Source organism: Methylotuvimicrobium buryatense 5G (assembly GCF_000341735.1).
Classification (GTDB): domain Bacteria; phylum Pseudomonadota; class Gammaproteobacteria; order Methylococcales; family Methylomonadaceae; genus Methylotuvimicrobium; species Methylotuvimicrobium buryatense.
The window spans coordinates 2,700,825-2,726,663 of the sequence record NZ_KB455575.1 but is presented as its reverse complement, the minus strand read 5'-3'; the positions used below and the strand labels follow the sequence as shown (position 1 = coordinate 2,726,663).

General features: G+C 47.9%; 29 protein-coding genes, 1 pseudogene and 1 riboswitch. Of the genes and pseudogenes, 15 read left to right on the top strand and 15 right to left on the bottom strand.

The features are described 5' to 3' along the window. Position 1: 1 nt before the first annotated feature. From murA to METBU_RS0112190, 5 genes and pseudogenes are all read right to left on the bottom strand, one after another. Positions 2 to 1,267 carry a UDP-N-acetylglucosamine 1-carboxyvinyltransferase gene (murA, locus tag METBU_RS0112210; protein WP_017840897.1) on the bottom strand — a complete coding sequence of 422 codons (1,266 nt, stop codon included), beginning with the start codon at positions 1,265 to 1,267 and terminating at the stop codon, positions 2 to 4. 33 nt (positions 1,268 to 1,300) lie between these two features. Beyond that, positions 1,301 to 1,615, bottom strand: a complete 315-nt coding sequence (locus tag METBU_RS0112205) for an STAS domain-containing protein (protein WP_017840896.1) — start codon at positions 1,613 to 1,615, stop codon at positions 1,301 to 1,303. 3 nt (positions 1,616 to 1,618) lie between these two features. Next, positions 1,619 to 2,080 (bottom strand): outer membrane lipid asymmetry maintenance protein MlaD, encoded by a 462-nt coding sequence (gene mlaD / locus METBU_RS0112200; protein WP_014147141.1) that lies wholly within the window; start codon positions 2,078 to 2,080, stop codon positions 1,619 to 1,621. Position 2,081: 1 nt separating this feature from the next. Beyond that, complete coding sequence (gene mlaE, locus METBU_RS0112195) at positions 2,082 to 2,864, bottom strand: lipid asymmetry maintenance ABC transporter permease subunit MlaE (RefSeq protein ID WP_017840895.1); 783 nt, start codon at positions 2,862 to 2,864, stop codon at positions 2,082 to 2,084. Between the two features lie 154 nt (positions 2,865 to 3,018). Then, positions 3,019 to 3,825, bottom strand: a pseudogene (locus tag METBU_RS0112190) (ABC transporter ATP-binding protein); the annotation flags it as partial. 359 nt (positions 3,826 to 4,184) lie between these two features. Between METBU_RS0112190 and METBU_RS0112185 the strand changes: the two are divergent. From METBU_RS0112185 to rapZ, 9 genes are all read left to right on the top strand, one after another. Next, entirely contained in the window at positions 4,185 to 5,150 is a 966-nt protein-coding gene (locus METBU_RS0112185) for a calcium/sodium antiporter (protein WP_017840893.1), read from the top strand. 26 nt (positions 5,151 to 5,176) lie between these two features. Then, positions 5,177 to 6,154 carry a KpsF/GutQ family sugar-phosphate isomerase gene (locus tag METBU_RS0112180; RefSeq protein WP_017840892.1) on the top strand — a complete coding sequence of 326 codons (978 nt, stop codon included), beginning with the start codon at positions 5,177 to 5,179 and terminating at the stop codon, positions 6,152 to 6,154. A gap of 16 nt (positions 6,155 to 6,170) precedes the next feature. Further along, entirely contained in the window at positions 6,171 to 6,695 is a 525-nt protein-coding gene (gene kdsC / locus METBU_RS0112175) for a 3-deoxy-manno-octulosonate-8-phosphatase KdsC (RefSeq protein WP_017840891.1), read from the top strand. A gap of 3 nt (positions 6,696 to 6,698) precedes the next feature. Further along, positions 6,699 to 7,268: an LPS export ABC transporter periplasmic protein LptC gene (gene lptC, locus METBU_RS0112170; protein ID WP_017840890.1), complete on the top strand. Its 570-nt coding sequence runs from the start codon at positions 6,699 to 6,701 to the stop codon at positions 7,266 to 7,268. After that, positions 7,255 to 7,767: a lipopolysaccharide transport periplasmic protein LptA gene (gene lptA, locus METBU_RS0112165; RefSeq protein WP_017840889.1), complete on the top strand. Its 513-nt coding sequence runs from the start codon at positions 7,255 to 7,257 to the stop codon at positions 7,765 to 7,767. The genes lptC and lptA overlap by 14 nt, the downstream gene beginning before the upstream one ends. Positions 7,768 to 7,774: 7 nt before the next feature. Further along, entirely contained in the window at positions 7,775 to 8,500 is a 726-nt protein-coding gene (lptB, locus tag METBU_RS0112160) for an LPS export ABC transporter ATP-binding protein (protein WP_017840888.1), read from the top strand. Positions 8,501 to 8,696: 196 nt separating this feature from the next. Next, positions 8,697 to 10,142 (top strand): RNA polymerase factor sigma-54, encoded by a 1,446-nt coding sequence (locus METBU_RS0112155; RefSeq protein WP_017840887.1) that lies wholly within the window; start codon positions 8,697 to 8,699, stop codon positions 10,140 to 10,142. Positions 10,143 to 10,182: 40 nt separating this feature from the next. Then, positions 10,183 to 10,473 carry a ribosome hibernation-promoting factor, HPF/YfiA family gene (gene hpf, locus METBU_RS0112150; RefSeq protein ID WP_017840886.1) on the top strand — a complete coding sequence of 97 codons (291 nt, stop codon included), beginning with the start codon at positions 10,183 to 10,185 and terminating at the stop codon, positions 10,471 to 10,473. Between the two features lie 94 nt (positions 10,474 to 10,567). Then, complete coding sequence (gene rapZ / locus METBU_RS0112145; RefSeq protein WP_017840885.1) at positions 10,568 to 11,425, top strand: RNase adapter RapZ; 858 nt, start codon at positions 10,568 to 10,570, stop codon at positions 11,423 to 11,425. 127 nt (positions 11,426 to 11,552) lie between these two features. Here the strand turns inward: rapZ and METBU_RS0112140 are convergent, their stop codons facing one another. The 5 genes from METBU_RS0112140 to METBU_RS0112115 form a co-directional block, all read right to left on the bottom strand. Beyond that, the gene (locus METBU_RS0112140) at positions 11,553 to 11,756 is read right to left on the bottom strand and encodes a winged helix-turn-helix domain-containing protein (protein WP_017840884.1); all 204 of its coding nucleotides are present in this window, start codon (positions 11,754 to 11,756) and stop codon (positions 11,553 to 11,555) included. A gap of 19 nt (positions 11,757 to 11,775) precedes the next feature. After that, a complete protein-coding gene (gene minE, locus METBU_RS0112135) occupies positions 11,776 to 12,042 on the bottom strand; it encodes a cell division topological specificity factor MinE (protein WP_017840883.1) in 267 nt (88 codons plus the stop codon). Next, the gene (minD, locus tag METBU_RS0112130; protein WP_026130192.1) at positions 12,042 to 12,854 is read right to left on the bottom strand and encodes a septum site-determining protein MinD; all 813 of its coding nucleotides are present in this window, start codon (positions 12,852 to 12,854) and stop codon (positions 12,042 to 12,044) included. The genes minE and minD overlap by 1 nt, the downstream gene beginning before the upstream one ends. Positions 12,855 to 12,881: 27 nt before the next feature. After that, positions 12,882 to 13,625: a septum site-determining protein MinC gene (gene minC, locus METBU_RS0112125; RefSeq protein ID WP_026130191.1), complete on the bottom strand. Its 744-nt coding sequence runs from the start codon at positions 13,623 to 13,625 to the stop codon at positions 12,882 to 12,884. A 294-nt stretch (positions 13,626 to 13,919) separates the two neighbouring features. Further along, positions 13,920 to 15,497 carry an inorganic phosphate transporter gene (locus METBU_RS0112115; protein ID WP_017840879.1) on the bottom strand — a complete coding sequence of 526 codons (1,578 nt, stop codon included), beginning with the start codon at positions 15,495 to 15,497 and terminating at the stop codon, positions 13,920 to 13,922. 346 nt (positions 15,498 to 15,843) lie between these two features. Next, positions 15,844 to 15,943: riboswitch (TPP riboswitch) on the top strand. Positions 15,944 to 15,971: 28 nt separating this feature from the next. Between METBU_RS0112115 and thiC the strand changes: the two genes are divergently transcribed. Together thiC and METBU_RS0112105 are read left to right on the top strand one after the other, a co-directional pair. Further along, a complete protein-coding gene (thiC, locus tag METBU_RS0112110; protein ID WP_017840878.1) occupies positions 15,972 to 17,840 on the top strand; it encodes a phosphomethylpyrimidine synthase ThiC in 1,869 nt (622 codons plus the stop codon). 261 nt (positions 17,841 to 18,101) lie between these two features. Then, positions 18,102 to 18,527 (top strand): BLUF domain-containing protein, encoded by a 426-nt coding sequence (locus tag METBU_RS0112105; protein ID WP_017840877.1) that lies wholly within the window; start codon positions 18,102 to 18,104, stop codon positions 18,525 to 18,527. Between the two features lie 732 nt (positions 18,528 to 19,259). Here METBU_RS0112105 and METBU_RS0112095 read toward each other — a convergent pair. The 4 genes from METBU_RS0112095 to METBU_RS28570 form a co-directional block, all read right to left on the bottom strand. Further along, entirely contained in the window at positions 19,260 to 19,460 is a 201-nt protein-coding gene (locus tag METBU_RS0112095; RefSeq protein WP_017840875.1) for a hypothetical protein, read from the bottom strand. 205 nt (positions 19,461 to 19,665) lie between these two features. Continuing rightward, complete coding sequence (locus METBU_RS0112090; RefSeq protein ID WP_017840874.1) at positions 19,666 to 20,796, bottom strand: toxic anion resistance protein; 1,131 nt, start codon at positions 20,794 to 20,796, stop codon at positions 19,666 to 19,668. Between the two features lie 27 nt (positions 20,797 to 20,823). Further along, complete coding sequence (locus METBU_RS0112085; protein ID WP_017840873.1) at positions 20,824 to 21,693, bottom strand: 5-bromo-4-chloroindolyl phosphate hydrolysis family protein; 870 nt, start codon at positions 21,691 to 21,693, stop codon at positions 20,824 to 20,826. Continuing rightward, entirely contained in the window at positions 21,690 to 21,851 is a 162-nt protein-coding gene (locus METBU_RS28570) for a hypothetical protein (protein WP_017840872.1), read from the bottom strand. Before METBU_RS28570 ends, METBU_RS0112085 begins: the two co-directional genes overlap by 4 nt. 387 nt (positions 21,852 to 22,238) lie before the next feature. Between METBU_RS28570 and METBU_RS0112075 the strand changes: the two genes are divergently transcribed. From METBU_RS0112075 to fliW, 4 genes are all read left to right on the top strand, one after another. Beyond that, on the top strand, positions 22,239 to 22,826 hold the full coding sequence (locus METBU_RS0112075) for a hypothetical protein (RefSeq protein ID WP_017840871.1): 588 nt from the start codon (positions 22,239 to 22,241) through the stop codon (positions 22,824 to 22,826). Next, a complete protein-coding gene (locus METBU_RS0112070; RefSeq protein WP_017840870.1) occupies positions 22,826 to 23,692 on the top strand; it encodes a vWA domain-containing protein in 867 nt (288 codons plus the stop codon). The genes METBU_RS0112075 and METBU_RS0112070 overlap by 1 nt, the downstream gene beginning before the upstream one ends. Before the next feature lie 375 nt (positions 23,693 to 24,067). After that, complete coding sequence (locus METBU_RS0112065) at positions 24,068 to 24,319, top strand: hypothetical protein (RefSeq protein ID WP_017840869.1); 252 nt, start codon at positions 24,068 to 24,070, stop codon at positions 24,317 to 24,319. Between the two features lie 367 nt (positions 24,320 to 24,686). Beyond that, a complete protein-coding gene (gene fliW, locus METBU_RS0112060; protein ID WP_017840868.1) occupies positions 24,687 to 25,148 on the top strand; it encodes a flagellar assembly protein FliW in 462 nt (153 codons plus the stop codon). A 300-nt stretch (positions 25,149 to 25,448) separates the two neighbouring features. Here the strand turns inward: fliW and panD are convergent, their stop codons facing one another. After that, positions 25,449 to 25,829: an aspartate 1-decarboxylase gene (gene panD, locus METBU_RS0112055; protein ID WP_026130189.1), complete on the bottom strand. Its 381-nt coding sequence runs from the start codon at positions 25,827 to 25,829 to the stop codon at positions 25,449 to 25,451. Positions 25,830 to 25,839 lie beyond the last annotated feature (10 nt).

Here is a 25,839-nt window from a genome sequence, read left to right as displayed (position 1 = left end):
CTTAGCTTGGGACACGGCGGATGATCGCGCCGAGTTGTGACAATTTTTCTTCGATGTGGTCGTAGCCACGGTCGATATGATAGATTCGGTCGACCAGAGTTTCGCCTTCGGCGGCTAATGCGGCTAAGACCAAGCCGGCCGATGCGCGCAGGTCGGTGGCCATGACTGGGGCTCCGGTTAGTTTGTCGACGCCGGTGCAAATTGCAGTATTGGATTCCAATTTGATATTGGCGCCCATGCGCTGCATTTCTTGGATATGCATGTAACGGTTTTCGAAGATCGTTTCGGTCACGATGCCGACGCCTTCGGCAATCGTATTCATCGCGGTGAATTGCGCCTGCATATCGGTTGGAAATGCCGGATAAGGTGCCGTGCGCACAGAGACGGCTTTCGGCCGTTTGCCGTGCATGTCCAATGCGATCCAGTCGGGACCTGAAGTGATTTCGGCGCCGGCTTCGGTTAGCTTGGCAAGTACGGCGTCAAGAATGTCTGTACGGGTGCTTTTTAATTTCACTTTGCCGCCGGTAATGGCGGCAGCGATCAGGTAAGTGCCGGTTTCGATACGGTCCGGCATGATGGTGTAGTGAAGGTCTTTTTTACCCAGTCTATCGACGCCTTCGATTTCAAGGATATCGGTGCCGATACCCTTAATGCGTGCGCCCAGCGCATTCAAAAAGTGAGCAAGGTCGGAAACTTCGGGTTCTCTCGCCGCATTTTCGATAATCGTCGTACCCTCGGCTAGCGTTGCCGCCATCAATAAGTTTTCAGTGCCGGTCACGGTGACTTGCTCGAGTACCAGTCGGCAGCCTTTTAGACGATCGACTTTGGCATGAATAAAACCGGCTTCGACTTTTATGTCGGCGCCCATTTTGGCAAGACCGTCCAGGTGTATATCGACCGGACGCGTACCAATCGCACATCCCCCGGGAAGCGAGACATGTGCCTCGCCGAACCTTGACAGCAGGGGGCCGAGCACCAAAATCGATGCCCGCATCGTTCTAACCAGTTCGTAGGGGGCCTCGAAATTGGTAATCGAACGGCTGTCGATTTCAATATTCATTTTTTCATCGACCATCAATTGGACGCCCATGCGCCCGAGCAATTCCATCGTGGTGGTGATGTCATGCAAATGAGGGATATTGCCAAGGTTAACCGGTTGGTCGGCAAGCAGCGTGGCGGCCATGATCGGCAGGGCTGCGTTTTTAGCGCCGGAAATGCGCAGTTCTCCGGAGAGTCGAACCCCGCCTTTGATCAGTAATTTATCCATGGACTGTGTGTTCTCATATAGCAGGTTAATCGCCTATTCGGGCAGGGCGGCGGCAAAGTATTCGGTTGTTTCCAGACCGCTTAATTTTGCCAGTGTCAAAAGTTGTTCGGGGATATTTCGGAATTTAAGTTCAACCCGGTTGCCGCGGGCGAATTTAATCCACTCGATTAATAATGCCAAGCCGCCGCTGTCGGTATTCGTTACCTGCGCAAGATCGATGGTTACCGAATGCGCTGACTTTAAAAATGCTAACGATTCGACGGTTTTTTTGTCGATGCTGACGAAGGTTAGATCGCCTGCTACAGAAAATATGCCGGGGCTTTGTTGGGTGATATTGATCGCGCTCACCGTTTATTCTTCCGCTTTTTGGAACAAGAATCGGCCTATCACTTCCTCCAGAACGATTGCGGACTGCGTGATTTCAATCCGGCCGCCGTTTTTTAGATAATCGAAAGAGCCGCCTGGATCGAGGTTGATGTATTGTTCGCCTAAAAGCCCCGCGGTATAGATCGTGGCCGAGGTGTCATCGGGTAAAGTGTCGTATTTCGATTCGATGCTCATTTCAACGACCGATTCGTAAGTCTCTTTATCGATATAAATGTTGCTAACGCGACCGATTCTTACGCCCGCGACCGAGACCGGAGATTTTACTTTAAGGCCGCCTGAATTGCTAAAACGCGCGGTAATGACATAAGTATCCGCGGGCATGAAGGATCGTATATTGCTGACTTGCAAGGATAGAAAAAATAGGGCGACGATACCGGCCGCGACGAACAGTCCGACCAATGTATCCTGGGTGCGGGTATGCTGCATGCTAAATGTCTCCAAACATCATGGCGGTTAAAATAAAGTCCAGGCCGAGTATGGCGAATGCGGAGTTGACTACGGTGCGTGTCGTTGCGCGGCTAACCCCTTCGGCGGTCGGTACGGAATCGTAACCTTCGAATAATGCGATCCAGGTAGTGACAAAGCCGAAAACGATGCTTTTAATGACGCCGTTGACGATGTCGTCATAAAAGTCCAGGTTCGCTTGCATTTGCGACCAATAAGAGCCGTCATCGACGCCAAGCAACCCGACGCCGACAATATGCCCGCCAAGAATGCCGACCATGCTGAATAACGCAGCCAACAGGGGCATCGACAGGAAACCCGCGAAAAAACGTGGTGAAATGATGCGGTTGACCGGGTCGACCGCCATCATTTCCATGCCGGATAACTGTTCGGTCGCTTTCATCAGGCCGATTTCGGCAGTCAGTGCCGAACCGGCGCGCCCGGCGAACAGCAATGCGGTAACCACAGGTCCGAGTTCTCTAACTAGGGATGCTGCGACCATAATGCCAAGCGCTTCCTCCGAGCCGAAATCCGAGAGTATGTTGTAACCCTGAAGCCCTAAGACCATGCCGACGAAAAGGCCGGATATCGTTATGATCAAAAATGTCAGCACGCCGACTGAATGAAGTTGGTTAAGCAGCAGCCTGGGTCTTTTTGCAACATCGACAATACCGGTCAACGTGTGCCCGAGGAAGTATGTGGCTCGGCCGAGTTTGGCGAAACCGGTACGGGTCGATGAGCCCAATTGTTGTATAAAATGCAGCATGTTAATCCTCGCGGCGATAGCGCGAACGTCCGTGTTTACGGGAAGGCGTTTTTTTCAATCCCTTAGCGTTCTTCAATCCACTAGTGTTCAAGGATTCGTCTGTTTTAATGGCTTCTTGTTTAGCAGCAATTCGAGCAGTTGGTTGAGAGGAAACCAGCAGGTCTTCGATGTAATTCGGTGCAGGATAATGGAAATGCACGGGACCGTCCGGATCACCTTTCATAAATTGCTGAACCCATGCCGATTCCGATACTTCGATTTCCTTAGGGGTGCCTTGTCCCGCGATTTTTCCGTCGGAAATAACGTAGACATAATCTGCGATTGCCGAGGTTTCAGCAACGTCGTGGGAGACGATGATGCTGGTCAGTCCTAACGTGGTATTAAGTGATTTGATCAAGTGAACGAGTGCACCCATCGAAATCGGATCTTGTCCGGTAAACGGTTCGTCGTAGAGGATCATCATCGGATCCAGCGCGATCGCACGAGCGAGTGCCACGCGTCTGGCCATGCCGCCGGATAGCTCGTTCGGCATCAGGTTTCGGGCGCCGCGCAGGCCGACAGCCTGGAGTTTCATTAATACCAAGGTACGGATCATCGACTCGGTTAAATGCGTGTGTTCGCGAAGCGGAAACGCGACATTGTCGTAGACATTGATATCGGTTAATAATGCGCCGCTTTGAAACAGCATGCCGATGCGTTTGCGTAAATTGAATAATTCCTTGCGTCGCAATTGATGGACGTCGAGTCCGTCGACGACGATAGAGCCTTGTTCAGGGAAAAGCTGTCCGCCAATCAATTTGAGCAGCGTGGTTTTACCCGTGCCGCTAGGGCCCATGATCGCGGTAATTTTGCCGCGCGCAATATCGAGAGAAATATCGTCGAATATTTTTCTGTTGCCGCGTGAGAATGAAAGGTTACGGACGGATATTAAACTGTCGGCCGAGATATCGCTGTTATCCATGCCTGATGATAACCCTGTCGGAAAATCTAAACCGAGTATTTTGGCCGAGAAGCGAAGGTTAAGTCAACTAATTGCAGGATTTATTAGTGAGGTGTGAGCAGTAAACAGTAAACAGTGAGCGGACAATAGGGAATGGATCGGAAAGTGCGATTTCGAAAGTCTCGGGAGGTCATGTGATCGAGATACCTCTGTAAACGATTCTCTGCAGCCGGCTTACTGTTTACCGCTTTCTTGATAAACGATGAGCTACCTTTAGGGTGCCGAATATTTTATGGTTTATGCTCACAGAGGTGAGTACGCTAAGGACAGCGGCGGCTTAATCGTGTCATAATGCGCCAATTTTGCCCTCTTTATATCTTATGTGGTGCGATTCTATCGTTTTGATTGCAAGTCTGGCGTTAATGGTGTATTCGGCGGATACTTTTGTCGATGGCGCGGCGGCAATTGCACAAAATTGGGGCGTTTCGACATTATTAATCGGTTTGACTGTGGTCGGTTTTGGAACTTCAATTCCCGAAATATTAGTTTCAGCTTTAGCGTCATTGCAGAGCAATGCCGGTCTTGCCGTCGGCAATGCATTGGGGTCGAATATCGCGAATATCGGGCTAATATTAGGTTGTTGCGCACTAATCATGCCGTTGACTTTTCGGGCAAAACTATTAAGTCGGGAGTTGCCGCTTTTATTAATAACAAGTTTATTGTGCTTTGGCCTTGCTTTTGACGGTTTGACGCTGAGTGACGGTGTTATTTTATTAGCCGGACTGGTATTTTTTATTGCTTGGTTGATTCGAAATGGGCTTGATCAATCAAGAAACGGCAGTTTTAGCGATACAGTGGCAATGCCATTGCCGAAGTATTCTATGAGTTTGGTTTGGTTTTTTACCATCATCAGTTTATTGGGGTTGTTAATCAGTGCGAGGCTATTGGTGTGGGCATCAGTCAATATTGCGAATACGATAGGTGTCAGCGATTTGGTTATAGGCTTGACACTAGTCGCTATGGGAACTAGTTTGCCGGAATTAGCGGCATCAGCGGCAAGCGTATTAAAGCGTCAGGCTGATATGGCGGTCGGCAATGTGATTGGTTCGAATATGTATAATTTGCTGGCAGTTTACTCGTTGCCGGGATTGATTGCCCCAGGGCCTGTAAATGAGAGTGTTTTGTTTCGGGATTTTCCGATGATGTTGGCATCGACATTGGTGCTTTTTGTATTCGGATTCGGTTTTTTCAAATCGGGAAGAATCAATCGATGGGAGGGGCTGTTTTTGTTATCAAGCTACAGCGCTTATCAATGGCTGGTATTTAAAAGTACAATCGCAGGTTAGAGCGCATAACAGTTAGAGCAAATAATATGATGATTCACGAACCCGAGTTGCGAAAACTGGCCTTGGCGGTTATTCAGGTCGAGGGCGAAGCCATTACTGCCTTGGCGGAACGGATCGATGACGATTTTATTTCGGCTTGCCGTTTAATGTTTAATTGCAAAGGGCGAGTCGTTGTGACCGGCATGGGCAAATCCGGCCATATTGCCGGTAAAATTGCCGCCACTTTGGCGAGTACCGGAACGCCGGCTTTTTTTGTGCATCCCGGTGAGGCTAGTCATGGAGATTTAGGCATGATAACTTCTCAGGATGTAGTCTTAGCCCTCTCGAACTCGGGAGAAACCGGCGAAGTCATTACTATTTTACCGATCATCAAACGTATAGGCGTGCCTTTGATTGCGATGACCGGCAATCGAGAATCCACATTGGCGAAATTCGCCACGGCGCATATCGATGTTAGTGTTCGTCAAGAGGCCTGTCCTTTAGGGTTGGCGCCGACTTCCAGCACGACCGCGGCGTTGGTGATGGGCGATGCTCTTGCGGTTTCTCTGCTGGAGGCAAAAGGATTTACCCGGGATGATTTTGCGTTATCGCATCCAGGGGGGAGTTTAGGGAAGCGTTTGTTGTTGATGGTCAGCGATATCATGCATACCGGTAATGAAATTCCGATTGTTCCGGAAACGGCTTTGATTACTGAAGCATTATTGGAAATGACAGAGAAAAAAATGGGTATGACCGTGATCGTCGATCGCTTCGGTAAGAGTGCCGGCATCTTTACCGATGGCGATTTGAGGCGATTTTTGGAAAAAAGTCACGATGTACATGGTACTCGTATCGGTGAAGCAATGACTCGAAACTTCACCTCGATCGATGCCGATATTCTGGCTGCCGAAGCGATGCAGATCATGCAGCAAAAAAAAATCAATGCTTTGATCGTTAATGACGAGTCTCACAGGCCGGTTGGTGCATTGAGTATGCATGACTTGATCCATGCCGGAATTGTCTAATACCAGGAGCCTAACAATGCAAAACATATTGGCCAAAGCCGCCCGGCTGAAATTGCTGATTCTCGATGTCGACGGCGTACTGACCGATGGCCGCTTGTTTTTCGATAACCAAGGCGTTGAATATAAATGTTTTCATGCCCGAGATGGTCACGGGATAAAATTACTGCGTCAAACCGGCGTCGAAGTGGCCGTGATTTCCGGGCGAAAATCGAATTCGGTGGCTTTGCGGATGAAAAATCTCGGAATAACGCACGTTTATCAAGGTCATGAGAATAAAATTATGGCCTTTGAAGAGCTAATTCAAACGTTGGCTATCGATCCGGTTCAAGCGGGGCATGTTGGCGACGACTTGCTGGATTTACCGATCATGTCACGAGTTGGCTTGGCGATCGCCGTCGAGGACGCGAATTTTGCCGTCAAGCAACGCGCCCACTGGTGTACGACTCTGCCGGGCGGTCAAGGTGCGGTCAGGGAGGTGTGCGATTTAATCATGCAGGCGCAGGGGACTTTTGCAGGCGTTCTTGAAGGGTATTTGTCTTAAGTCATGCCGGAAAGCAATCTTCGACTCTATATTTATGGTGTGTTGCTGGCGATCGTAAGCTGGTGGTTATCGCAGTTGACGGCAGTTGATGAAGAAGTCATAGCGCTCGAGAAGTCTCCTCATACGGTCGATTATTTCAGTACCGGCTATGTTAAATGGGAGATGGATGTTACAGGACGGCTCAAGAGCAAACTGGTTGCCGATAGTTTGACGCACTATAATGATGATGGAACCACGCACTTGCAGCGGCCGGTTATGACCATTATGAATCCGGATGTTCCGCCTTGGGTGATCCAATCGGAAACCGGAATTGTTTCGAGCGATAGGAAACTTATTCTAATGAATGGAAAAGCTGTCGTTGCAAGAGAGGCAGGGCCGGGGGGGAGGGCGATGAAAATCAATAGTTCGAATTTACGTGTTCAGCCGGAGATTAATTACGCGGAAACCGATGAATGGGCTGAGTTACTCAGTCCTCCGAACAGGACGGAAGGTATAGGGATGAAGCTCTATTACAGTACGCCTATACGGATAGAGTTGTTTTCCAAGGTTAGAGGGAAATATGAGACAAAATAACCATAAAAAAACCTGTTGCGGGGTCGTTTTTTCGATTTTAATCGCTTACAGTTCGTCCGGTCTAGCGTTAAAAAGCGATGCCGATCAACCGATTTATATCGACTCGAACGCGGCAACCTACGACGATAATGCCGGGGTCAGTATTTACACCGGGAATGTTATTTCTACTCAGGGTAGCCTTAAGGTTTGGTCTGATAAATTGGTTGTGTATTTTAAAGACGGCGATGTCGATAAGTTGGTTGCGACCGGAAAGCCCGCCCGTTTTCAGCAAACCCCCGATAGCGGCGGCGATATCACCGGCAAGGCGTTGACCGGCGAATATTATCCCAAGCAGAATTTATTGATATTGATCAAGGAAGCCGTGGTTTGGCAAGAAGGTAATACCTATGCAAGCGACATCATTCGTTATGACAGCCGAAACTCGATTGTCAAAGCGGGCGACCAGGAATCCGATGCCAAACGGGTTCGCGTCATATTAAAACCTAAAACGGAAAAATGATTAAAATATGACGAAACTGGCGGCTCAAGGATTGATTAAACACTACAATAAACGTAATGTCGTCAACGGCGTTTCGTTGAACGTTAATACCGGGGAAATTGTGGGATTGCTGGGGCCTAACGGCGCAGGTAAGACCACGAGCTTTTATATGCTGGTCGGTCTGGTTAAGGCCGATGCCGGCGAAATAATGCTGGACGATCTTCCGATCACGCATTATCCGATGCATGTTCGCGCGCAAATGGGGCTTGGCTATTTGCCTCAGGAGCCGTCGGTATTTCGTAAGTTGAGCGTTGCCGATAATTTGCGGGCCGTGCTGCAAATTCGCGCCGATTTGACTAAAGGGCAGGTTGAGTTGATGATCGAGGAGTTGCTGGCGGAGTTTCATGTCGAGCATTTGCGTAATCAAATTGCCGTCGGCTTGTCGGGTGGCGAGCGTCGGAGAGTCGAAATTGCTAGGGCTTTGGCCAGCGAGCCGAAATTTATCTTGCTTGACGAACCGTTTGCCGGAGTCGATCCGATTTCGGTTGAGGATATCAAGCAGATTATTATTCATCTAAAGGATAGAGGTATTGGTGTTGTCATCACCGAACATAATGTCAGGGAAACTCTAGGGATTTGCGACCGTGCTTATATTCTTAACGAAGGTAAAGTTATTGCTGAAGGCGATGCTGAGGCTATAGTCCGTAATCAAGAAGTAAGAAAAGTTTATTTGGGTGAGAACTTCAGCCTTTAGCGTTATACTTCAAGCAAGTGCAAGACCGATTGCTGCTATATTTTTTGGAGTCGTTAACGACGGTGTTTATATTGGTCTGCGGGAATTAGAGCCGGGAGCCAGAAACGCGCCCTATATTGTTCGAGAATCATATTCCTGACCAAAACATCCAAAATGATCGCTTGATGCATGGATTAATAATGTTCAAACTTATACGATGAAACAGTCACTTCAACTTCGTCTTGGTCAACAGCTTACGATGACCCCACAGTTGCAGCAGGCGATAAAGCTGCTGCAACTTTCGACGCTCGATTTGCAGCAGGAAATCCAAAGCGCGTTGGAATCGAATATGATGTTGGAAGTCGCCGATGATGAAGGCACAGGCGTTGCCGATCGTGAGCCAGTAGACAAGAAAACCGAATATTCCGATCAGGCTACGAGTGAAGGTTCGCAAACCGACATACCCGATGAGCTGCCTATCGACACTTCGTGGGAAGATGTTTTTGACAATGCCCAGGCAGCTATCAGCGGGGTAGGCGAGTCGGTTGAGTTCGAAAGCCAACGCAGCAAATCTGAAACGTTATTGGATCATTTGTTGTGGCAATTGGACGTGGCGCACTTTTCCGACCGAGATCATGAGATTGCTGAGACGATCATAGACTCGATCAATGAAGACGGTTACTTAGTCAGTTCATTGGAAGATATTTTCCATGGATTGTTGGAGCAAATGGACGATCTCGAGTTTGATGAAGTTAAGGCGGTGTTGCATCAAGTGCAAAATTTCGATCCTCCCGGTGTTGCCGCCAGGGATTTGAGCGATTGCCTCTTGTTACAATTACAGCAATTATCCGACGATATTCCGTATAAAAAAGAAGCGATAGAGTTGGTAAGTCGCTATTTAGGTTTGTTGGCGGCTCAAGATCAAGCCAAATTGATGCGCAAGCTTGGGTTAACCGAGTCGCAGCTGAATAGGGTGATTGCGTTGATCAGAACATTGGATCCAAAGCCCGGAACGAGGATTGAAAATACCGACTCCGAATATGTGATTCCCGATGTTTATGTGGTCAAGATTAATGGTCAGTGGCAAGTTGAACTCAATCCCGATATCGCGCCGAAGCTCAGAATCAATCCGTTTTATTCGAGCATGATCAAGCGCGCGGATAGCAGCAAGGATAATTCCTGCATGAAGGATCATCTACAGGAAGCTCGTTGGTTTATCAAGAGTTTGCATAGTCGAAACGAAACTTTGTTACGGGTGGCGCGCTGTATTGTTGGAAAGCAGCAGGATTTTTTGGAGCACGGTTCCATTTCGATGAAACCGATGGTCCTTCGCGATGTCGCAGAAGAGTTGCAATTGCATGAGTCAACGATATCACGCGTGACCACGCAAAAATACATGCATACGCCGAACGGCATCGTCGAATTTAAATATTTTTTCTCCAGTCATGTATCGACTGCGACGGGCGGCGAGTGTTCTTCTACGGCTATTCGGGCGTTGATTAAAGAGTTGGTCGAGAACGAAAATCAAACAAAACCGCTCAGTGATAGTAAAATAGCCGATCTGTTAAAAGAAAAAGGCATCAATGTCGCAAGAAGAACGATTGCCAAATATCGTGAGGCGATGAATATTGCTTCATCCAGTCAACGTAAGCGTCTTTTATAACGTAGAATTTATACCACACCAACAATAAGGAGTTTATTCCATGCAAATCAGTGTATCCGGCCACCACATCGAAGTAACGGAATCGTTAAAAACGTTTGTCGAGTCGAAGTTTGAAAAACTCGAGCGTCATTTTGATCATGTTACCGATGTGCACGTCGTTTTGACGGTCGAAAAACTGAATCAAAAAGCGGAGGCGACAGTTCAAATCAGCGGCGCCAAATTATTCGCCGAGGATACTCAGGAAGATATGTATGTTGCTATCGATAAATTAGTTGATAAATTAGATCGTCAAATCATCAAACATAAAGAGAAAACCGGCAGTCATCGCTAGTTGAAAGATTGCCTTCAACGATTTAACAACGAGGGCGCGGGAAGATATTCCGGTGCCTTCGCGACCAACAAAACAGTTCGTTAGAACTTTTATCATGAAATTGCTTATCGTTAGCGGGCTTTCCGGGTCCGGCAAAAGTATTGCTTTAACCACCCTGGAGGATTGCGGGTTTTATTGTATCGATAACTTGCCGGTGACCTTGCTCGAGGACTTTATCAATGATGTCATGTTAGCCGATAGGAAAACCTATGAAAAAACGGCGATCGGCATCGATGCTCGTAATCAAAGCGATAGTTTGTTGAATTTTGCCAGCATAATCAAGCTGATTCGATCGAAGGGGATCGAGTGTGAGGTGATGTTCATGCAGGCCGAAGAGGCGGTATTATTAAAGCGTTACAGCGAGACTCGGCGTCGGCATCCTTTGACCGACTATAATTTGCCGCTTAAAGAAGCGCTGGTTATCGAAAAAGAAATACTCAAACCGATAGCGCGGCTCGCGGATTTTGTGATCGATACCAGTCGCACGCATTATCATCAATTGCGCGATCTAATTAGGGATCAGGTCGGTGAACGCAATGTTCGGCATATTTCCATTCAATTTCAATCCTTCGGTTTCAAGCATGGAGTACCGCTCGATGCCGATTTTATTTTCGATGTTAGATGTCTGCCCAATCCTTATTGGGTGCCTGAATTGAGGGGGTTGACCGGTAAGGATCAAGCGATAATCGAATTTCTTGACCGAGAACCTAATGTGCTGGAATATTTTCAAGACGTGAGCGCATTTCTCGAACGCTGGATTCCTCGCTTCGAAGAAGAGGGGCGCAGTTATTTGACTATCGCTATCGGTTGCACCGGAGGGCAGCATCGTTCGGTATATTTGGCCGATTTATTGGCTAAGCAATATAAGTCTCAAGCGCTCAATATCATTATTCGGCATAGGGAGTTGCATTAAAAAAGGCCTTCAAGTTTCGACATCGGTGTAGTATAGCTTCAACTATTAACGCGAACTTAACCTTAAAAAAACCGACAGGCGACTGCCGGTTACATGTGTAGTTGCCGATAATTTGGCAATTAAATTTTTATTCAATCAGTGAAATGCTTTCGGTACGCCCGTTTTTGAGTTCTATGCTGATTTTTTCCTCTCTAGCAAGCCAGCCGAGCGCGCGCTGAACATCATTCTTATTTAGCCCGGTTTCGGTAGAGATTTTGCTGACGCTGGTCGCACCGTTATCATTCAAAAATTGCCAGATTTTGCCGGCGGATTGTCCAATCGTATCAGTCATTTTTTTCACCTTATTTAGTTTAAGAAACCTTGTCGTGCTCGTCGGGTAGCACGATATTGAGTTCGAGAATTTCCTGGTCGTCGTCTTGCTCAAAATTAACCGATATCGCATCTTGTTCGACGTTGACATACTTTCGAATCACTTCGAGAAGTTCCTTTTGCAGCTGAGGGAGATAAGAGGGTTGCGTTTTTGAGGAGCGTTCGTGCGCAACCAAAATTTGCAATCTTTCCTTGGCAATGGATGCCGAACTTGGCTTAGTAGTTCTAAAGTAATTCAGTAAACTCATTATTTACTCCTGAACAGCTTTCCAAAAAGGCCCTTTTTCTCTTCATCGATAAAGCGATGCGGTCTGTCTTCGCCTAAATAACGGGCAACGACATCGTCATAGGCTTGGCCGGCATCGCTTTTTTCGTCCAAAATGACTGGAATGCCCGAGTTTGATGCGTTTAGTACCGATTTAGATTCCGGTATGACGCCTAATAGATGCAGGGACAGGATTTCTTGTACGTCTTCGACACTGAGCATTTCGCCTAATTTTACGCGATCAGGAGAGTAACGTGTCAGTAATAAATATTCTTTGATCGGCTCTTCGTTGTTTTCGGCTCGTTTCGATTTGCTGGCCAAAATGCCGAGCATGCGGTCTGAGTCGCGGACCGATGAAACTTCCGGGTTTGTTACGACGAAGGCATCATCGGCGAAATACATCGCAAGGGTGGCGCCTTTTTCGATGCCGGCGGGCGAGTCGCAAACGACATATTTGAAGTCCTTGGCAAGTTCTTCGAGAACCTTGCCGACGCCTTCGATGGTTAATGCATCCTTGTCGCGGGTTTGTGAAGCCGGCAATATATACAGTTGATTGCAACGCTTGTCGCGAATTAATGCCTGATTAAGCGTTGCCTCGCCATTGATAACATTAACTAAGTCATAGACAACACGGCGCTCGCAGCCCATTATTAAGTCAAGGTTTCTCAAGCCTACGTCGAAATCGATAACCGCTGTTTTGTGGCCTTTTTTAGCGAGTCCCATAGCGATGGCCGCGCTGGTTGTTGTCTTACCGACTCCGCCTTTTCCGGATGTTACGACGATGATTCTAGCCAACTGATTGTCCTCCAACGAGACGTAAAATTATAAATCCTGAATGATTAACGCCAAATCATTGAGATAGATTTGGACCGGTTTGTTGCGCACCGACTCATCCAAATCCTCGCTGATTTTATAATTGCCGGCAATGGAGATGAGTTCGGCTTGTAAATCAGAGCAAAAGATTCTGGCTTCGGTATTACCTTGAATCCCCGCTAATGCTCTGCCGCGTAAAATCCCATAAACATGAATATTACCCTCGGCCATGATTTCGGCGCCTGCGCTGACCTGGGCCAGCACGATCAAGTCGCCGTGCGCGTAAACTCGTTGGCCGGAGCGGACCGGTTGCGTAACAAGCCGAGTAATGGGCTGTTCCGGTGTCTCCGGTTCAGATTCAGGTTCAGGTGTTATTTTTTCGAGTTTTTGAGCGGTTTCTTGATGGCTAATATTTTGCTGGGCTGAAATTTTTGGAATATCTAATGCCAGCGCGGCTTCATTCTGATCATTTAGGCCGCCGCGAATACCTATCGGAAGAAGCGCTAATTTCCTTAGTAAGCCAATGCATTCGGCTACGTTTAGGCTAGTCGATTGCTTATTCAGTTCCTGTAAGTCGATGAGTATCGGTGAGTTTCTGAAAAACTCGGGTGCTTGATTGATTTTTTGCTGAAGCTGATGCTCGATAACAGTCAGGTCATGCGTATAAGGAATAAGAACAGGCACTGAGTATGTAGTGCTCTTAAACTCCAGAGCAGGTTTTTGATAAGGTGTGTGCTGAGGCTCAGTCGACATCCGTACTCTCTGCTGTTAAATCGCTGGTTTCAGAGGGGATTTTAACATTGCTTTCAAAAAAATGCATTTTTCCAAGAATTTTAATTTTAATTTTATGCAATGTGATCAAGTGCACGGTAAAAAAGCCTCAAATCGATGCTTACAACCCAACGTTCATGAAAGCCTGGCAATTGCCCCGGCAAATGAAAGTGCTTGGGGTGGCAAGGTTACGGCTACCTTCCCGGATAGGACTCTGCGAATACAACTATATAAACTTGACGTCAAGGTCTACTCTAACGCCGGTCAGTGGTTGTGTTAAGGGAGCATGATTCCTCTGATCGTAAAAAACAATAAGCCGCCGAGCATTCCCGATAAAGGAACGGTAACTAACCATGCTGCGGCGATTTTATAGAGATGGGAGCGTTTGACAAGTTCTTGACGATAGACTTTTTTTAACGATTTACGTTCTTTTTTAGTGAGTAAGCTGGTGTCGATTTGTAGTTTGGCTTGTCGTTTAAGCTCCTTGAGCATTTGCCCTTTTTTGGCGATGGATGCTTTTTTAAAGGCATTCAAAAATTCGGCGATTTTTTCAGGGTCGTTATGCTCGTGGTGAGCGCGGATTTCTTCCATTCTTTTGGCGTTGCTGTGTTTTAAATATTCCCGTAAAAAACCGACGCCGAATACCGCGCCAACCGCAGTATGGGTGGAGCTAATGGGAAGCCCCATCTGGCTGGCGAATATTACGGTAATGGCAGCCGACATCGCTATGCAAAATGCGCGCATTTTATCGAGTTCGGTAATTTCGCTGCCTACGGTGCGAATCAATTTAGGGCCGTATAAGGCAAGACCTATCGATAAGCCGGCGGCACCAAGTATCATGATCCAAAGTGGAATATGGGCTTTATCGCTGACGCCTTGCTGAAAAATGGCATCGTTGATAGCCGCGAGGGGGCCGACCGCGTTGGCGACATCGTTGGCGCCATGCGCGAAACTCAATAGTGCGGCCGAAAATATCAAGGGTAGCGTGAATAAATTATTCACGCTGGATTTGCTTGGCTCAAGATGAATAGAGGCTTTAACAATACGCGGTTTGACGATAAGAAAAATAACAATGGCGAAAATGAGGCTGATCGAGGCGGCGATCGGGAAATCGATTTTAATGATTTGCTTCAGACCTTTCATGATCAAATAGGTCGAAAAAGCCCAGGTCATCAATGCGATCAATACCGGGACGACCTTTTGCGCCGCTATGAGCATATTCGGTTGATAAGTGATTTTTCGCTTGACCACATATAAAAAACCGGCCGAGAACAGGCCGCCCAAAACCGGCGAAATGACCCAGCTGGCTGCGATTTTTCCCATGACCGGCCAATTGGCGATTTCAAGTCCGCCGGCGGCGACTCCTGCGCCTAGCACGCCTCCGACTATAGAATGGGTCGTCGAAACCGGCGCATTGAGCGAGGTCGCCACGTTCAACCAAATCGCCGCAGCCAGCAGTGCCGCCATCATTAACCAGATAAAGGTATCGGAGTCGCGAATCATTTGAGGATTGATGATACCGTCCTTGATGGTCGTGACCACGTCTCCGCCGGCTATTAGCGTGCCGGATGCCTCGAAAATAGCGGCAATGGCAATGGCGCCGGTCATTGTTAGCGCTTTCGAGCCGACTGCTGGGCCGACATTATTGGCGACATCGTTAGCGCCGATGTTCAATGCCATATAACTGCCGAAAACAGCGGCGATAACCAGCATTAAATGTCCTTGGACGTGTTCTTTATTAATCAAATAGAGAACAACCAAGAGGATAAAAGCGAGGCCTAGGCTAAGGCGGATCAAGTCTTTGCGAGCCGACGAACTGGCTTTGTTGATTTGATTGAGGTCGTTAAGATCCATGTAATGTTTTCGTAACAAAAGAAAGTGTGCATTTTATCCTATTGGTTGAGGCATTGCTGCTTTTCAAAATGTAATTATACCCATCACACTTCAAATTTCGGCATTGACGCATGGAGGCGCCGGGGTGTTCGGCAAAGGCTTGATGCTGTCACAGAGCCTAAATGGACGTATTCACGGCGTCCTTTGACGCCCCCCCCGGCGCCGAAATTTGACCAGCAAAGGGTATAATCATCTAAACCGGATGCGGGTTGAATTCAAACCTTGTTAATAAAAAGGAAATTTCGTTTTTATGTTGAACTTTTCAGGCTTGCAATCTTGATAATTATCCTTTAGTTTAGGCGTCATACCGTAAGGCTAGGGGTGCTCCGATGCGAATTGGGGCTGAGAAAAACCCTTTGAACCTGACTCCGGCTAATACCGGCGTAGGGAAGCCAACTTCCCTGCGCCTCGATGATAATATTTCAGGAGAAAAGCGTGAGCGCAGTCCGCCAAGAAATTCCTTCGACTACTGTCAGTAGTGTCAAAATCGATCCATATCCGGCATCGGAAAAAGTGTATATACAAGGCAGTCGGCCTGATATTAAAGTCCCGATGCGGAAGATTACTTTATCCGATACCCCCGCGCATTTCGGCGCTGAAAAAAATACCCCCCTTTACGTCTACGATACTTCAGGTGTCTATACCGACCCTAAGGTCTCGGTCGATTTAAGAAAAGGCCTGCCGGTGGTGCGTTCCGCTTGGATTGAGGAGCGTGGAGATACCGAGTTGTTGTCAGGCCCGACATCAAAATTCGGACATGAGAGATTGAATGACCCCGAAACCGCGCATTTGCGTTTCGAGCTTATTCGTCAGCCAAGACGAGCCAAGGCCGGTGCGAATGTGTCGCAGATGCATTATGCGAGAAAAGGCATCATTACGCCGGAGATGGAGTACATCGCAATCCGCGAAAACCAAAAAATGGAAGAAATGCGCGATCTATGGAAAGACCAGCATCCAGGTCAATCCTTCGGTGCATCGATTCCCGATGTGATTACGCCGGAATTCGTACGTGACGAAGTGGCGCGCGGTCGGGCGATCATTCCAGCCAATATCAACCACCCGGAATTGGAGCCGATGATTATTGGACGCAATTTCCTGGTCAAGATCAATGGCAACCTCGGTAATTCGGCGGTAACTTCGTCGATAGAGGAAGAGGTCGAAAAAATGCTTTGGGGCATTCGCTGGGGCGGCGACACGATCATGGATTTGTCGACCGGTAAGAACATCCATGAAACCCGCGAATGGATCTTGCGTAACTCGCCGGTGCCGATCGGTACCGTGCCGATTTACCAGGCACTGGAAAAAGTTGACGGCAAGGCAGAGGAGCTGACTTGGGAAATTTACCGCGACACGCTGATAGAGCAAGCCGAGCAAGGTGTCGATTATTTCACGATACATGCCGGCGTGCGGTTGCAGCATGTGCCGTTGACCGCCAAACGTATGACCGGGATTGTGTCTCGCGGCGGTTCCATCATGGCCAAATGGTGCTTGGCACATCATACCGAAAGCTTCCTCTATACCAACTTCGAGGAAATCTGCGAAATCATGAAAGCCTACGATGTTTCCTTTTCGTTAGGTGACGGTTTACGCCCCGGGTCGATTTACGACGCCAACGACGAAGCGCAGTTCGCCGAATTGGAAACCTTGGGCGAATTGACTAAGGTCGCATGGAAGCATGACGTACAGACGATGATCGAAGGGCCGGGCCATGTGCCGTTGCATATGGTCAAGATCAATATGGAAAAACAGCTTGAGGACTGTCATGAAGCCCCATTCTATACCTTGGGACCGCTAACGACCGATATCGCGCCAGGCTACGACCATATTACCTCGGCGATCGGTGCCGCGAACATTGGTTGGTACGGTTGTGCGATGCTATGTTACGTTACGCAAAAAGAACATTTGGGTTTGCCTAACAAACAGGATGTCCGCGAAGGTATCGTGACTTACAAAATTGCCGCGCACGCCGCTGATTTAGCTAAGGGGCATCCGGGCGCTCAAGCACGCGACAATGCAATGTCGAAAGCCCGCTTCGAATTCCGCTGGGAAGATCAATTCAACATAGGCCTTGATCCCGAGCGCGCGCGCGAGTTCCATGACGAAACGTTGCCGAAACAGTCGGCCAAGATTGCCCATTTCTGTTCGATGTGCGGACCGCATTTTTGTTCGATGAAAATCAGTCAGGATGTGCGCGACTACGCGGCTCAAAAAGGAGTGAAAGAAGAGGAGGCCCTTTTATTGGGAATGGAAGAAAAATCCAAGGAGTTTCTTGAAGAAGGCGCGGCTATCTATCACGAAGTTTAAGCGTCGAAAACACATGCGAACGCCAAGGATGGCGTTCGGTATAAGTTTCCTCGCCCCCGCGCTCCAGCATAGGAATGCATGCCGAGCTTTTCTCGGCAACAAAGGTATGAAGCCCACAGAGGACCGTGGGCGGTAGCGGCATATGTCAATGATTTTGAGACACCAATCCATACTTTAAATAAGGGAATGCCTGGCAATGAGAAGATTCCTGGGTTAAACTCGCCACTTGTTTGATGCGTTAAGTTGTAGCGAGAATTGTTAATGCCGCTTTATTGTTTGGTTTATACCAGCGTTTCAAGTCAGGAAATGTCCGATGAAGACTTGAAAGCCTTGCTAAAAAAATCAAGAGAAAAAAATAAAAAATTAAATATTACCGGCATGTTGCTTCACCTTGATCCTTTCTTTATTCAAATATTGGAAGGCGAGGAAAAAGTCGTGCTGGACTCGTTTAACCGCATTAAAGAAGATTCAAGGCACCAAAAGGTATCGTTAATTTACAAGAAGCAAATTAAAGAGCGTGCTTTTTCAGATTGGACGATGGGCTTTAATAAAGTTAGCGATGAAGATATAGAAAGCCTTGACGGCAGCTTCGACTTTTGGGAACAATCAACGCCTAATTCCTTGGCAGGAGCATCCGGGGAGATTGAGCGCTTGTTGGAAATGTTCAAAAATGAAACCTTGTTCTAGTGGATCTATTGAGAATGATAGACACTTTTCCCGCATGAACCAGGTTCGTTGCCACACTTTTATAGCTTTCGTACTTCAAATTTCGGCATTGCCTTAGGAGGCGCTGGGGTGCTCGGCAAAGGCTTTGCCAGCATGGCGCTGGCATAGAGTCTACATAGCCGTTTCAAGGCGTCCTTTGACGAGCAACCTGGTGCCGAATTTTGATCTACGAGGGTATATGTTCAGATGCTCAAAAATAGATCAAGGCGCGCACAGCTCATTCGCAACCATTTACGCCTGCTTCAACATCGTTTCGGTCGCTAATAATTGCATATCCGGTTGATAGTCGTATTGCCGCTAAAGCCCGATTGACGATCACTTTTAGTTTAGCTCGAATACTTTCCTAGATCGTTCAATCGATCGAGGCGTTCCCAGTAGTTTGTCTTGCCGTATCAAGTCCCCAGCAATTCCCAGTTTGAGCAGTTTCGCCGATTTTAGGGTGTGGGGTATGCCTGTCGAGGAACGCCGTAAACCCATCCATGGGGGCTTGGCGGCAGCTAAGCGCCAAGGATGGCGTGAATGCAGATTTTGCAGGAGCAAAGATCTGTCCCGCTGCCGACATCCTCGCCAAGCATACCCCACACCCTTTTTGATCTCCAAATTGGGAATTGCTGATCAATTCCCAGGCGCTGTTGACGACGGCGGTATAAAACGCATAGACGCCTTCGGTCAAAATGCGATGAAAGGGTTTTGTTATCGGCCAACAGAAATTTTATCGAGTTCGCCGGCATCGAAAATGTTTTTAAAGTGCCGAGAAATTACCGATTTGTCCCGTTCAAACAGTTCAGCGATTTGCAATAAGCTTAACCATAAAGTTTTTTTATTGAACCTGATTTCAATGCAGGGTTGTCCGTTTTCAGTCTGGTCAATAATAATCGGGCTTTGCGTATTCATTCTTCTTGAATCCGCGATGTTATACCTTTCGCATTTCAAATTAGGGCAGTGCTAGAGGAGGCGCCTGGGTGTCCGACAAAGGCTTTGCCAGCATGGTGCTGGCATAGAGCCTACATACGTATTCACGGCGTCCTTTGGCGGACACCCAGGCGCCGAATTTTGATCTACGACGGGTATATTTATGACTAAATCCAAGTGTAAATACTCAACTCGCCGTCTTGCTCTGAGCAGAGCTGAGCGTTTTGCGTAGTTCATCTTCGCATTCCTGCAGTTGAACGACCGCTTCGCTGCGCATTTTTTTGCCTTGATCGGCAATTTGTAGGCTTTCTTCGATCGTCTCGATCAGCGTGCGATTGGCTTGTTTGATCGTTTCAATATCGAATACGCCGCGTTCGATTTGTTTGCGCGTTTCGGCGTTGGCTTGCTTGAGCGTTTCGGCGTTGGCGGTTAGTAAGTCGTTGGTCAAATCGGTCGCCGCTTTAACGGTCTGCGCGGCTTGAGACGAGCGGAATATGGTGACGGCCGTCGCCAATTGTTGACGCCATAAAGGTACTGTGTTGACCAGCGTCGAGCTGATTTTGCTGACTAGGCCTTTATCGTTCTCTTGTACCAGGCGGATGCTGGGTAGGCTTTGCATCGAAACCTGGCGGGTTAGGCGTAGGTCGTGAACGCGGCGTTCGAGATCGTCGCGGGCCGAGCGCAGGTCGCGCAGTTGTTGCGCGGCGATGATTTCTTGTCCGGCTTCGGCTTGTTGTTGCCGCTGCGGAATGATTTCCTCATCGAGCCTGCGTAATTGTTCTCCGCCGGCGGCGATATAATCCTCGAGCGTGTGAAAGTATTCCAGATTGGCTTGATAGAGCCGGTCGAGCGATGTGATGTCGGTGAGTAGTTCGGTTTTATGTCTTTCCAGCTTGTCGCTGATCGTATCGATTTGTTTACGGACTTCTTCGTATTGCTGCAAAAACTTGACGACCGGCTTGGCTTTGCCGAAGAGTTTTGCCATAAAACTCGGTTTTTTGTTCGGATCGAGATCGTCGACATCGAAGCCACGCAGGATCGCGACCATTTCATTGAGGTCGTTGCCGGCCGGGCCGATGTCTTTGTTTTTGACGCCGTCGAGCATGCGGTCGGAAATCGATGTCAGTTGTTCTTGGGCCTTGCTGCCGAAGAACAGTATCGAATGCGTGTCGTTTATGTCGATTTCTTGTAGCAATTGTTCGACTTGTTCCCGTTTTTCCGGCGGGGCGGCTTGATAGGAAATGATGTCTGTCGATATTCCGGGGATCGGCTCGTTCGATTCTGTTACAGTCGCTGTAGATAAGGGTTGATCAGTCATGGGGGGTACCTGGGTTGTCAGAAAGCATTACAGTATGCCTTCCCGTTTGAGTTGCGCGGTCAATACCTCGATTTTGACATCGAGATCGAAAATGTCGTCTTCAAGCAGTTTTTGCTGTTGTTCCAGAAACGAGGTTTCGATCGTTTCGAGAACATTGCGAAAGCTTTGTTCCAATTGGGCGGGTTCTAGTTGGCCGAGTTGGAGTTGACTATGCGTTTTGGCATAACCTTCGGTAACTTGCATCGTGCCGTCGAGATAGACATTGAGAAACTTTCGGGCCCTTCGAAAATCGCGGGGATCGGCTTCGATTTGGGCGATTATGTTGTCGGCGATTTCGCAGATTCGTTCGATGCGGTTATTGAATTCGTGATTGCGGATTTTACTGCCGGCTTGCTCGATACGCCGGATCATGGCGTGGGATTCGGCAAGCGCTTTTCCGAGTTCTTCGCCCGAATAGCCCTGAGCGCCTTGTGTGCTTTTGGCTTTGGGGTCGAAACCGTAACTTAAAAACATGCCCAAAAACGCTCCCCCTGCGTATGCTGCTGCGACCGGCAAGGTTTGCCGTGCGCCGAGCCAGGCAATCATGCCTGTCGTCAATGCTGTAATGATAGCGGCAAGCAATTTTAATGGATACTTCGTCGGAGGGGTCATCGGTCTTTGTCGAAGGCGCGCTTCGGCTTGAAATCCTTTGCGCAAGCACCAGGCCGAGAATAGATACAAGGTATAAGCCGTGGCGTTAACGAGGATCGCGGTCAAATTGCCTTTGGCCAGCGCAATCACGACTGCCGGCAGCAGTGCGATCGGCAAAAAATAGAGCAGCAAGCCCCTTGGTGAATATTTTTGCAAGGAGTCCGAGGTAAAGCGCTTGGGCTTTCGAAAGTTTTGGCTTTGCGTCATTGTTTGGACTGCGACAGCATCAGTTGATCGAATAGCGGTTCGGCTTTCAGCATCGATTGACACGTTGCCAAGCCTATTGTTGTCAGCAGCAACACGAATCCGAGTAATTTTCTGAAGAAACCTGACATGAACAGCGACTCCGCATGGGTAAACGGCATCAGTTTAACTTAGCCGGTAAGTTGCTGACAAACTCCGCGGTATATTAGATTTCCGCGAGTCTTTGCCAGGCTTTTGACGGTCCGCCGATTTAGCGGTTTTTCAAACCCTAAATGTACAGTAGAATGCCGAAAAAAAGGTATACCTTTCGCACTTCAAATTTCGGCAGTGCCTAAGGAGGCGCCGGGGTGTTCGGTCGATTTTGCTCCTCGGCAATTGCTCCTGCATTGCCCTAATACACGCCATCCGTGGCGCTCGCAAAGGCTTTGCCAGCATGGAGCTGGCATAGAGTATCTACATGGACGTATTCACGGCGTCCTTTGACGGGCACCCCTGTGCCGAATTTTGATCTACGATATGCATACCGCCGATATCGAATTGACAAGCAAATGATGCAGATATTTAAACGGCCGAAAAAAATAACGCTTTGGAATTCCTATCACCCGGTAGGTGCTTGGTTGCTGTTGCTTGTGTTAGCGGCATGGTCTGTGCGCGAACTCACTGAATTGCAACAGCTGATGAAGTTCAATGCGATGATTCGACAACCTGACACGATTGCCCTTGCCGGCGACAATTTGCCGCCCGAAGTGATTTTTGCCAAAGCCGTTGAACTCAATAGGGAAGGGGATTTTCAACAAGCCTTGCGGCTTTATTTACAAATAGAGCCGCTTGTCGATACCGATTTTCGTGTCGACGTTAAATATAACATGGGCACTATTTATTTGCAGCAGGCGGCCAAGTTATGGAATGCCAAGGGCGTTTGGGAATATGGACAAATCAATACTTTGCTGGATCTGGCCGAGCAGGCCTTTAAGCAGGTATTAGCGGTCGAGCCTGAGCATTGGCAGGCGCGCTACAATCTTGAATTCGCTCTGCGCATTCGTCCGCCTGCCAAGGAAGCGGAAAAAGCCGACTGGCAAGGTCATAAAAGTAGCGTGCATGCGATTATGCCGGGTATACCGGAAGGCGGGCCTTAATGCTGCTTAAGGATAAGCGCCTTTGGTTGTTGATGTTGCCCGCTGTCTTGCTGGTACTTGCTTTGTTGAAACCGACTATTCCGCTTCGCAAGGACAGCTATAATCTGATTTTTGTCATTGATATCACGCAAAGCATGAATGCGCGCGATTACCATGTCGACGACATGCCGTCGGACCGTCTTTCCTTTGTTAAGGAGAGCCTGAAAACGGTGATTTCGGCTTTGCCTTGTCAATCGCATGTGGGTTTGGGTCTGTTTACCACAAAAAATAGTTTTTTGTTGTTCGAGCCGCTCGAAGTGTGCGAGCACTACTCGGTCATTGAAGAAAGTTTAATGAAAATCGATTGGCGCATGGCTTGGGCTGCGGATAGTCATATCGCTAGGGGCTTATATACGAGTCTTCGCGAAGCCGCAAAAATCGACTCGAGTCCCAGCCTGGTTTTTTTTACCGATGGGCAGCAAACGCCTGAGTCTGTCAAAGAGCCGAGATTTCTGCTTGAGAGAGGCAAGGTTAGAGGCTTGTTGGTCGGGGTCGGTAATCTATTGCCGGTTCCGATTCCTAAATACGACCAAAACAATATTCAAACCGGCTATTGGCAAGTCGATGAAGCAGATAGGCGTATTCGCAAAGGGCAGGTTTCATCGGGAGAGTATTTGACGTCGGTTCAAGAACAGGTTCTGCAGCGCTTGGCGGGAATTACAGGCCTGCACTATCATCATCTGGAAACGCCGGAGCAGCTTAGCCGGGCATTGCGGGCCGTCGATCTTCGTCAACAGCAAGTGGTTCGCTACGAATTAAGCTGGATCTTGGCTCTCATCGCATTGATGATTTTTAGCGGTCCTAATTTAGGATTTCGTGACAAATAACTTATTGAAATCATGGGATTTCTGGCTGGTTCGGTAACTCGCTTGACAGGGCGCCGTAAATACATCCTTGTAGGCTTGACGGCGGCTTTCCCTGCCGCCGACACCTGTCAATCGAGTTACCGAACCCGCCTACCCTAAATCAAATAATAGGGAAGTTATTTATAACCAAATCCTTACCTGTTCGGCGCCTCATTTGGGGTGGCGTCAGCCGGTATCGGACGGGAGCTAAAAAGAAAAAGCGGGGATAGTCAGATGACGAAAAGTTGGCGTTCTTTCTGTTTGTGATGAGGATTATTATTTTTATCAATAGGTTATAAGGTTTGTTTTTATTTGGCTTTGTTATTGCTTGGTAATAACAAACTGTCGGAGAATTGTATGAAACCCATAATCGGATTGATAATGATTTTGCTAAGCGCGGTCAATTCCGGCTGTACCGGTAATCATCGGGGCGAGTCTGCAGGCAGTTTGCCTGATCGGGAGCAGGCGGTCGGGTTTTTTAGCAATATCCATACATTTATCAGGGATACCGAGCGAGGCGTTTATGATTTAATGTATGGCATCCGCGACGGAACCGACAGCTTTATTTATGATGCTCAAAAAGACTATTACGAAAACTATCAAAAATAAAGGCGCGAAGTTTTCGGCAATTCCCAGTTTGAGAAATTTTGCCGTATTCAGGGTGCGGGGTATGTTTGTCGAGGAACGCCGTAAACCCTCCCTGTGGGGGCGGCAACTAAGCGCCAGTGGATGGCGTGTATTAGGGCAATGCAGGGCAGAAAAATGCTCCTGCATTTTCTGCATTCATTACAGCAATGTAACTCAGCAATTGCCGAGGAGCAAGAATCTGTCCCGTCGCCGACATCCTCGCCAAGCACACCCCGTACCCTTTTTTATCTTTAGGTTCGGAATTGCTGCGATGTTTTCGTTTATTACCGGTTAATCGACAGAGCGGTCTATACTTAAAAAGCTATTTTAAATTCAACAGGCAATAATCATGGAAATCAAATCAAAATTTCTCGGCGAACAACGCGTCGATCCCGATACTATCATTGTTTTTCCCAAAGGCATTCCCGGTTTTGAAGATCAAACCCGGTTTAAGCTTTTCCATCAGGAAGATAATCCGATTATTTTTTGGCTGCAATCCGTCGATGACGAAGATTTGACGTTTTCCGCGGCTAATCCTGTCGACTTCAATATCAATTACAGTTTTATTTTGACTGACGAAGAGCAAGCCTTGCTTGAGTTGAGTAATCCGGACGAATTGGCGGTATTGATTCTATTGCACACCGACGAGAATGACGAAGAGTCGGGTAAGCCTACTATCAAAGGTTCGATCAAATCGCCGATTCTGATCAATGTCAATTCGAGAAAAGGTATTCAAAAAGTATTGGTTCAGGTCGAGCAAATTATCACATTGACCGAAAAAAATCATGAAATCGACTTTTCGGAAGCCTAGATAAGGCTTTAACCTGTCGCTATAAACCTAAAAAGGATGGTTTGAGGCTTTACTAATTTGGTGAAAGTGTTGTAGATCCTTCATGCTTCGACTTAGCTTAGCACGAACGGTTTACAGCATATGCCAGTTGCTCTTTTTAAGATAAAGCAACTTCAATAATTTGTGCCTATGATCGAATTTTCATTCGCGCGAAATGTTGGAGGGTAAAGAGAATCATTTGAAGTGTTCAACGCTATGCTGCGGGGTTGTCTTGTCCGGTCGCGCCCTAATAGGGGCGGCCGGATGGCGAGGGCTAAAAACTTAAGCCGACTGAATAGGAATGATGTGACTGGAACGAATAATTTCGTTTTTATCGTTGAAATAGAGCAAGGTTGGCTTGTAATCAGCTAGCTCTTGCTGGTCCAGGATGGCATAGGCGCAAACGATGATGATGTCGCCTGGACAGGCTAAACGAGCCGCCGCACCATTAACCGAGAAAATGCGCGATCCGGCCTCCGCTTTGATTGCGTAGGTTGTAAAGCGCTCGCCGTTGTTGATATTGTAGATTTGAATCTGCTCATACTCCCTAATGCCGGCTCGATCCAAAATATCGCTATCGATCGCGCAAGAACCTTCGTAACCTAATTCGGAGTAGGTTACGGTCGCTCTGTGTAGCTTGGCTTTAAGCATTGTAGTTTGCATACTATTTACA

Bases quoted from the DNA above. Each gene is read 5' to 3' on its own strand.
- murA (WP_017840897.1), bottom strand. From the start codon at position 1,267: ATGGATAAATTACTGATCAAAGGCGGGGTTCGACTCTCCGGAGAACTG.
- mlaD (WP_014147141.1), bottom strand. From the start codon at position 2,080: ATGCAGCATACCCGCACCCAGGATACATTGGTCGGACTGTTCGTCGCG.
- mlaE (WP_017840895.1), bottom strand. From the start codon at position 2,864: ATGCTGCATTTTATACAACAATTGGGCTCATCGACCCGTACCGGTTTC.
- METBU_RS0112185 (WP_017840893.1), top strand. From the start codon at position 4,185: ATGTGGTGCGATTCTATCGTTTTGATTGCAAGTCTGGCGTTAATGGTG.
- METBU_RS0112180 (WP_017840892.1), top strand. From the start codon at position 5,177: ATGATGATTCACGAACCCGAGTTGCGAAAACTGGCCTTGGCGGTTATT.
- kdsC (WP_017840891.1), top strand. From the start codon at position 6,171: ATGCAAAACATATTGGCCAAAGCCGCCCGGCTGAAATTGCTGATTCTC.
- lptC (WP_017840890.1), top strand. From the start codon at position 6,699: ATGCCGGAAAGCAATCTTCGACTCTATATTTATGGTGTGTTGCTGGCG.
- lptA (WP_017840889.1), top strand. From the start codon at position 7,255: ATGAGACAAAATAACCATAAAAAAACCTGTTGCGGGGTCGTTTTTTCG.
- lptB (WP_017840888.1), top strand. From the start codon at position 7,775: ATGACGAAACTGGCGGCTCAAGGATTGATTAAACACTACAATAAACGT.
- METBU_RS0112155 (WP_017840887.1), top strand. From the start codon at position 8,697: ATGAAACAGTCACTTCAACTTCGTCTTGGTCAACAGCTTACGATGACC.
- hpf (WP_017840886.1), top strand. From the start codon at position 10,183: ATGCAAATCAGTGTATCCGGCCACCACATCGAAGTAACGGAATCGTTA.
- rapZ (WP_017840885.1), top strand. From the start codon at position 10,568: ATGAAATTGCTTATCGTTAGCGGGCTTTCCGGGTCCGGCAAAAGTATT.
- METBU_RS0112140 (WP_017840884.1), bottom strand. From the start codon at position 11,756: ATGACTGATACGATTGGACAATCCGCCGGCAAAATCTGGCAATTTTTG.
- minE (WP_017840883.1), bottom strand. From the start codon at position 12,042: ATGAGTTTACTGAATTACTTTAGAACTACTAAGCCAAGTTCGGCATCC.
- minC (WP_026130191.1), bottom strand. From the start codon at position 13,625: ATGTCGACTGAGCCTCAGCACACACCTTATCAAAAACCTGCTCTGGAG.
- METBU_RS0112115 (WP_017840879.1), bottom strand. From the start codon at position 15,497: ATGGATCTTAACGACCTCAATCAAATCAACAAAGCCAGTTCGTCGGCT.
- METBU_RS0112105 (WP_017840877.1), top strand. From the start codon at position 18,102: ATGCCGCTTTATTGTTTGGTTTATACCAGCGTTTCAAGTCAGGAAATG.
- METBU_RS0112095 (WP_017840875.1), bottom strand. From the start codon at position 19,460: ATGAATACGCAAAGCCCGATTATTATTGACCAGACTGAAAACGGACAA.
- METBU_RS0112090 (WP_017840874.1), bottom strand. From the start codon at position 20,796: ATGACTGATCAACCCTTATCTACAGCGACTGTAACAGAATCGAACGAG.
- METBU_RS0112085 (WP_017840873.1), bottom strand. From the start codon at position 21,693: ATGACGCAAAGCCAAAACTTTCGAAAGCCCAAGCGCTTTACCTCGGAC.
- METBU_RS28570 (WP_017840872.1), bottom strand. From the start codon at position 21,851: ATGCCGTTTACCCATGCGGAGTCGCTGTTCATGTCAGGTTTCTTCAGA.
- METBU_RS0112075 (WP_017840871.1), top strand. From the start codon at position 22,239: ATGATGCAGATATTTAAACGGCCGAAAAAAATAACGCTTTGGAATTCC.
- METBU_RS0112070 (WP_017840870.1), top strand. From the start codon at position 22,826: ATGCTGCTTAAGGATAAGCGCCTTTGGTTGTTGATGTTGCCCGCTGTC.
- METBU_RS0112065 (WP_017840869.1), top strand. From the start codon at position 24,068: ATGAAACCCATAATCGGATTGATAATGATTTTGCTAAGCGCGGTCAAT.
- fliW (WP_017840868.1), top strand. From the start codon at position 24,687: ATGGAAATCAAATCAAAATTTCTCGGCGAACAACGCGTCGATCCCGAT.
- panD (WP_026130189.1), bottom strand. From the start codon at position 25,829: ATGCAAACTACAATGCTTAAAGCCAAGCTACACAGAGCGACCGTAACC.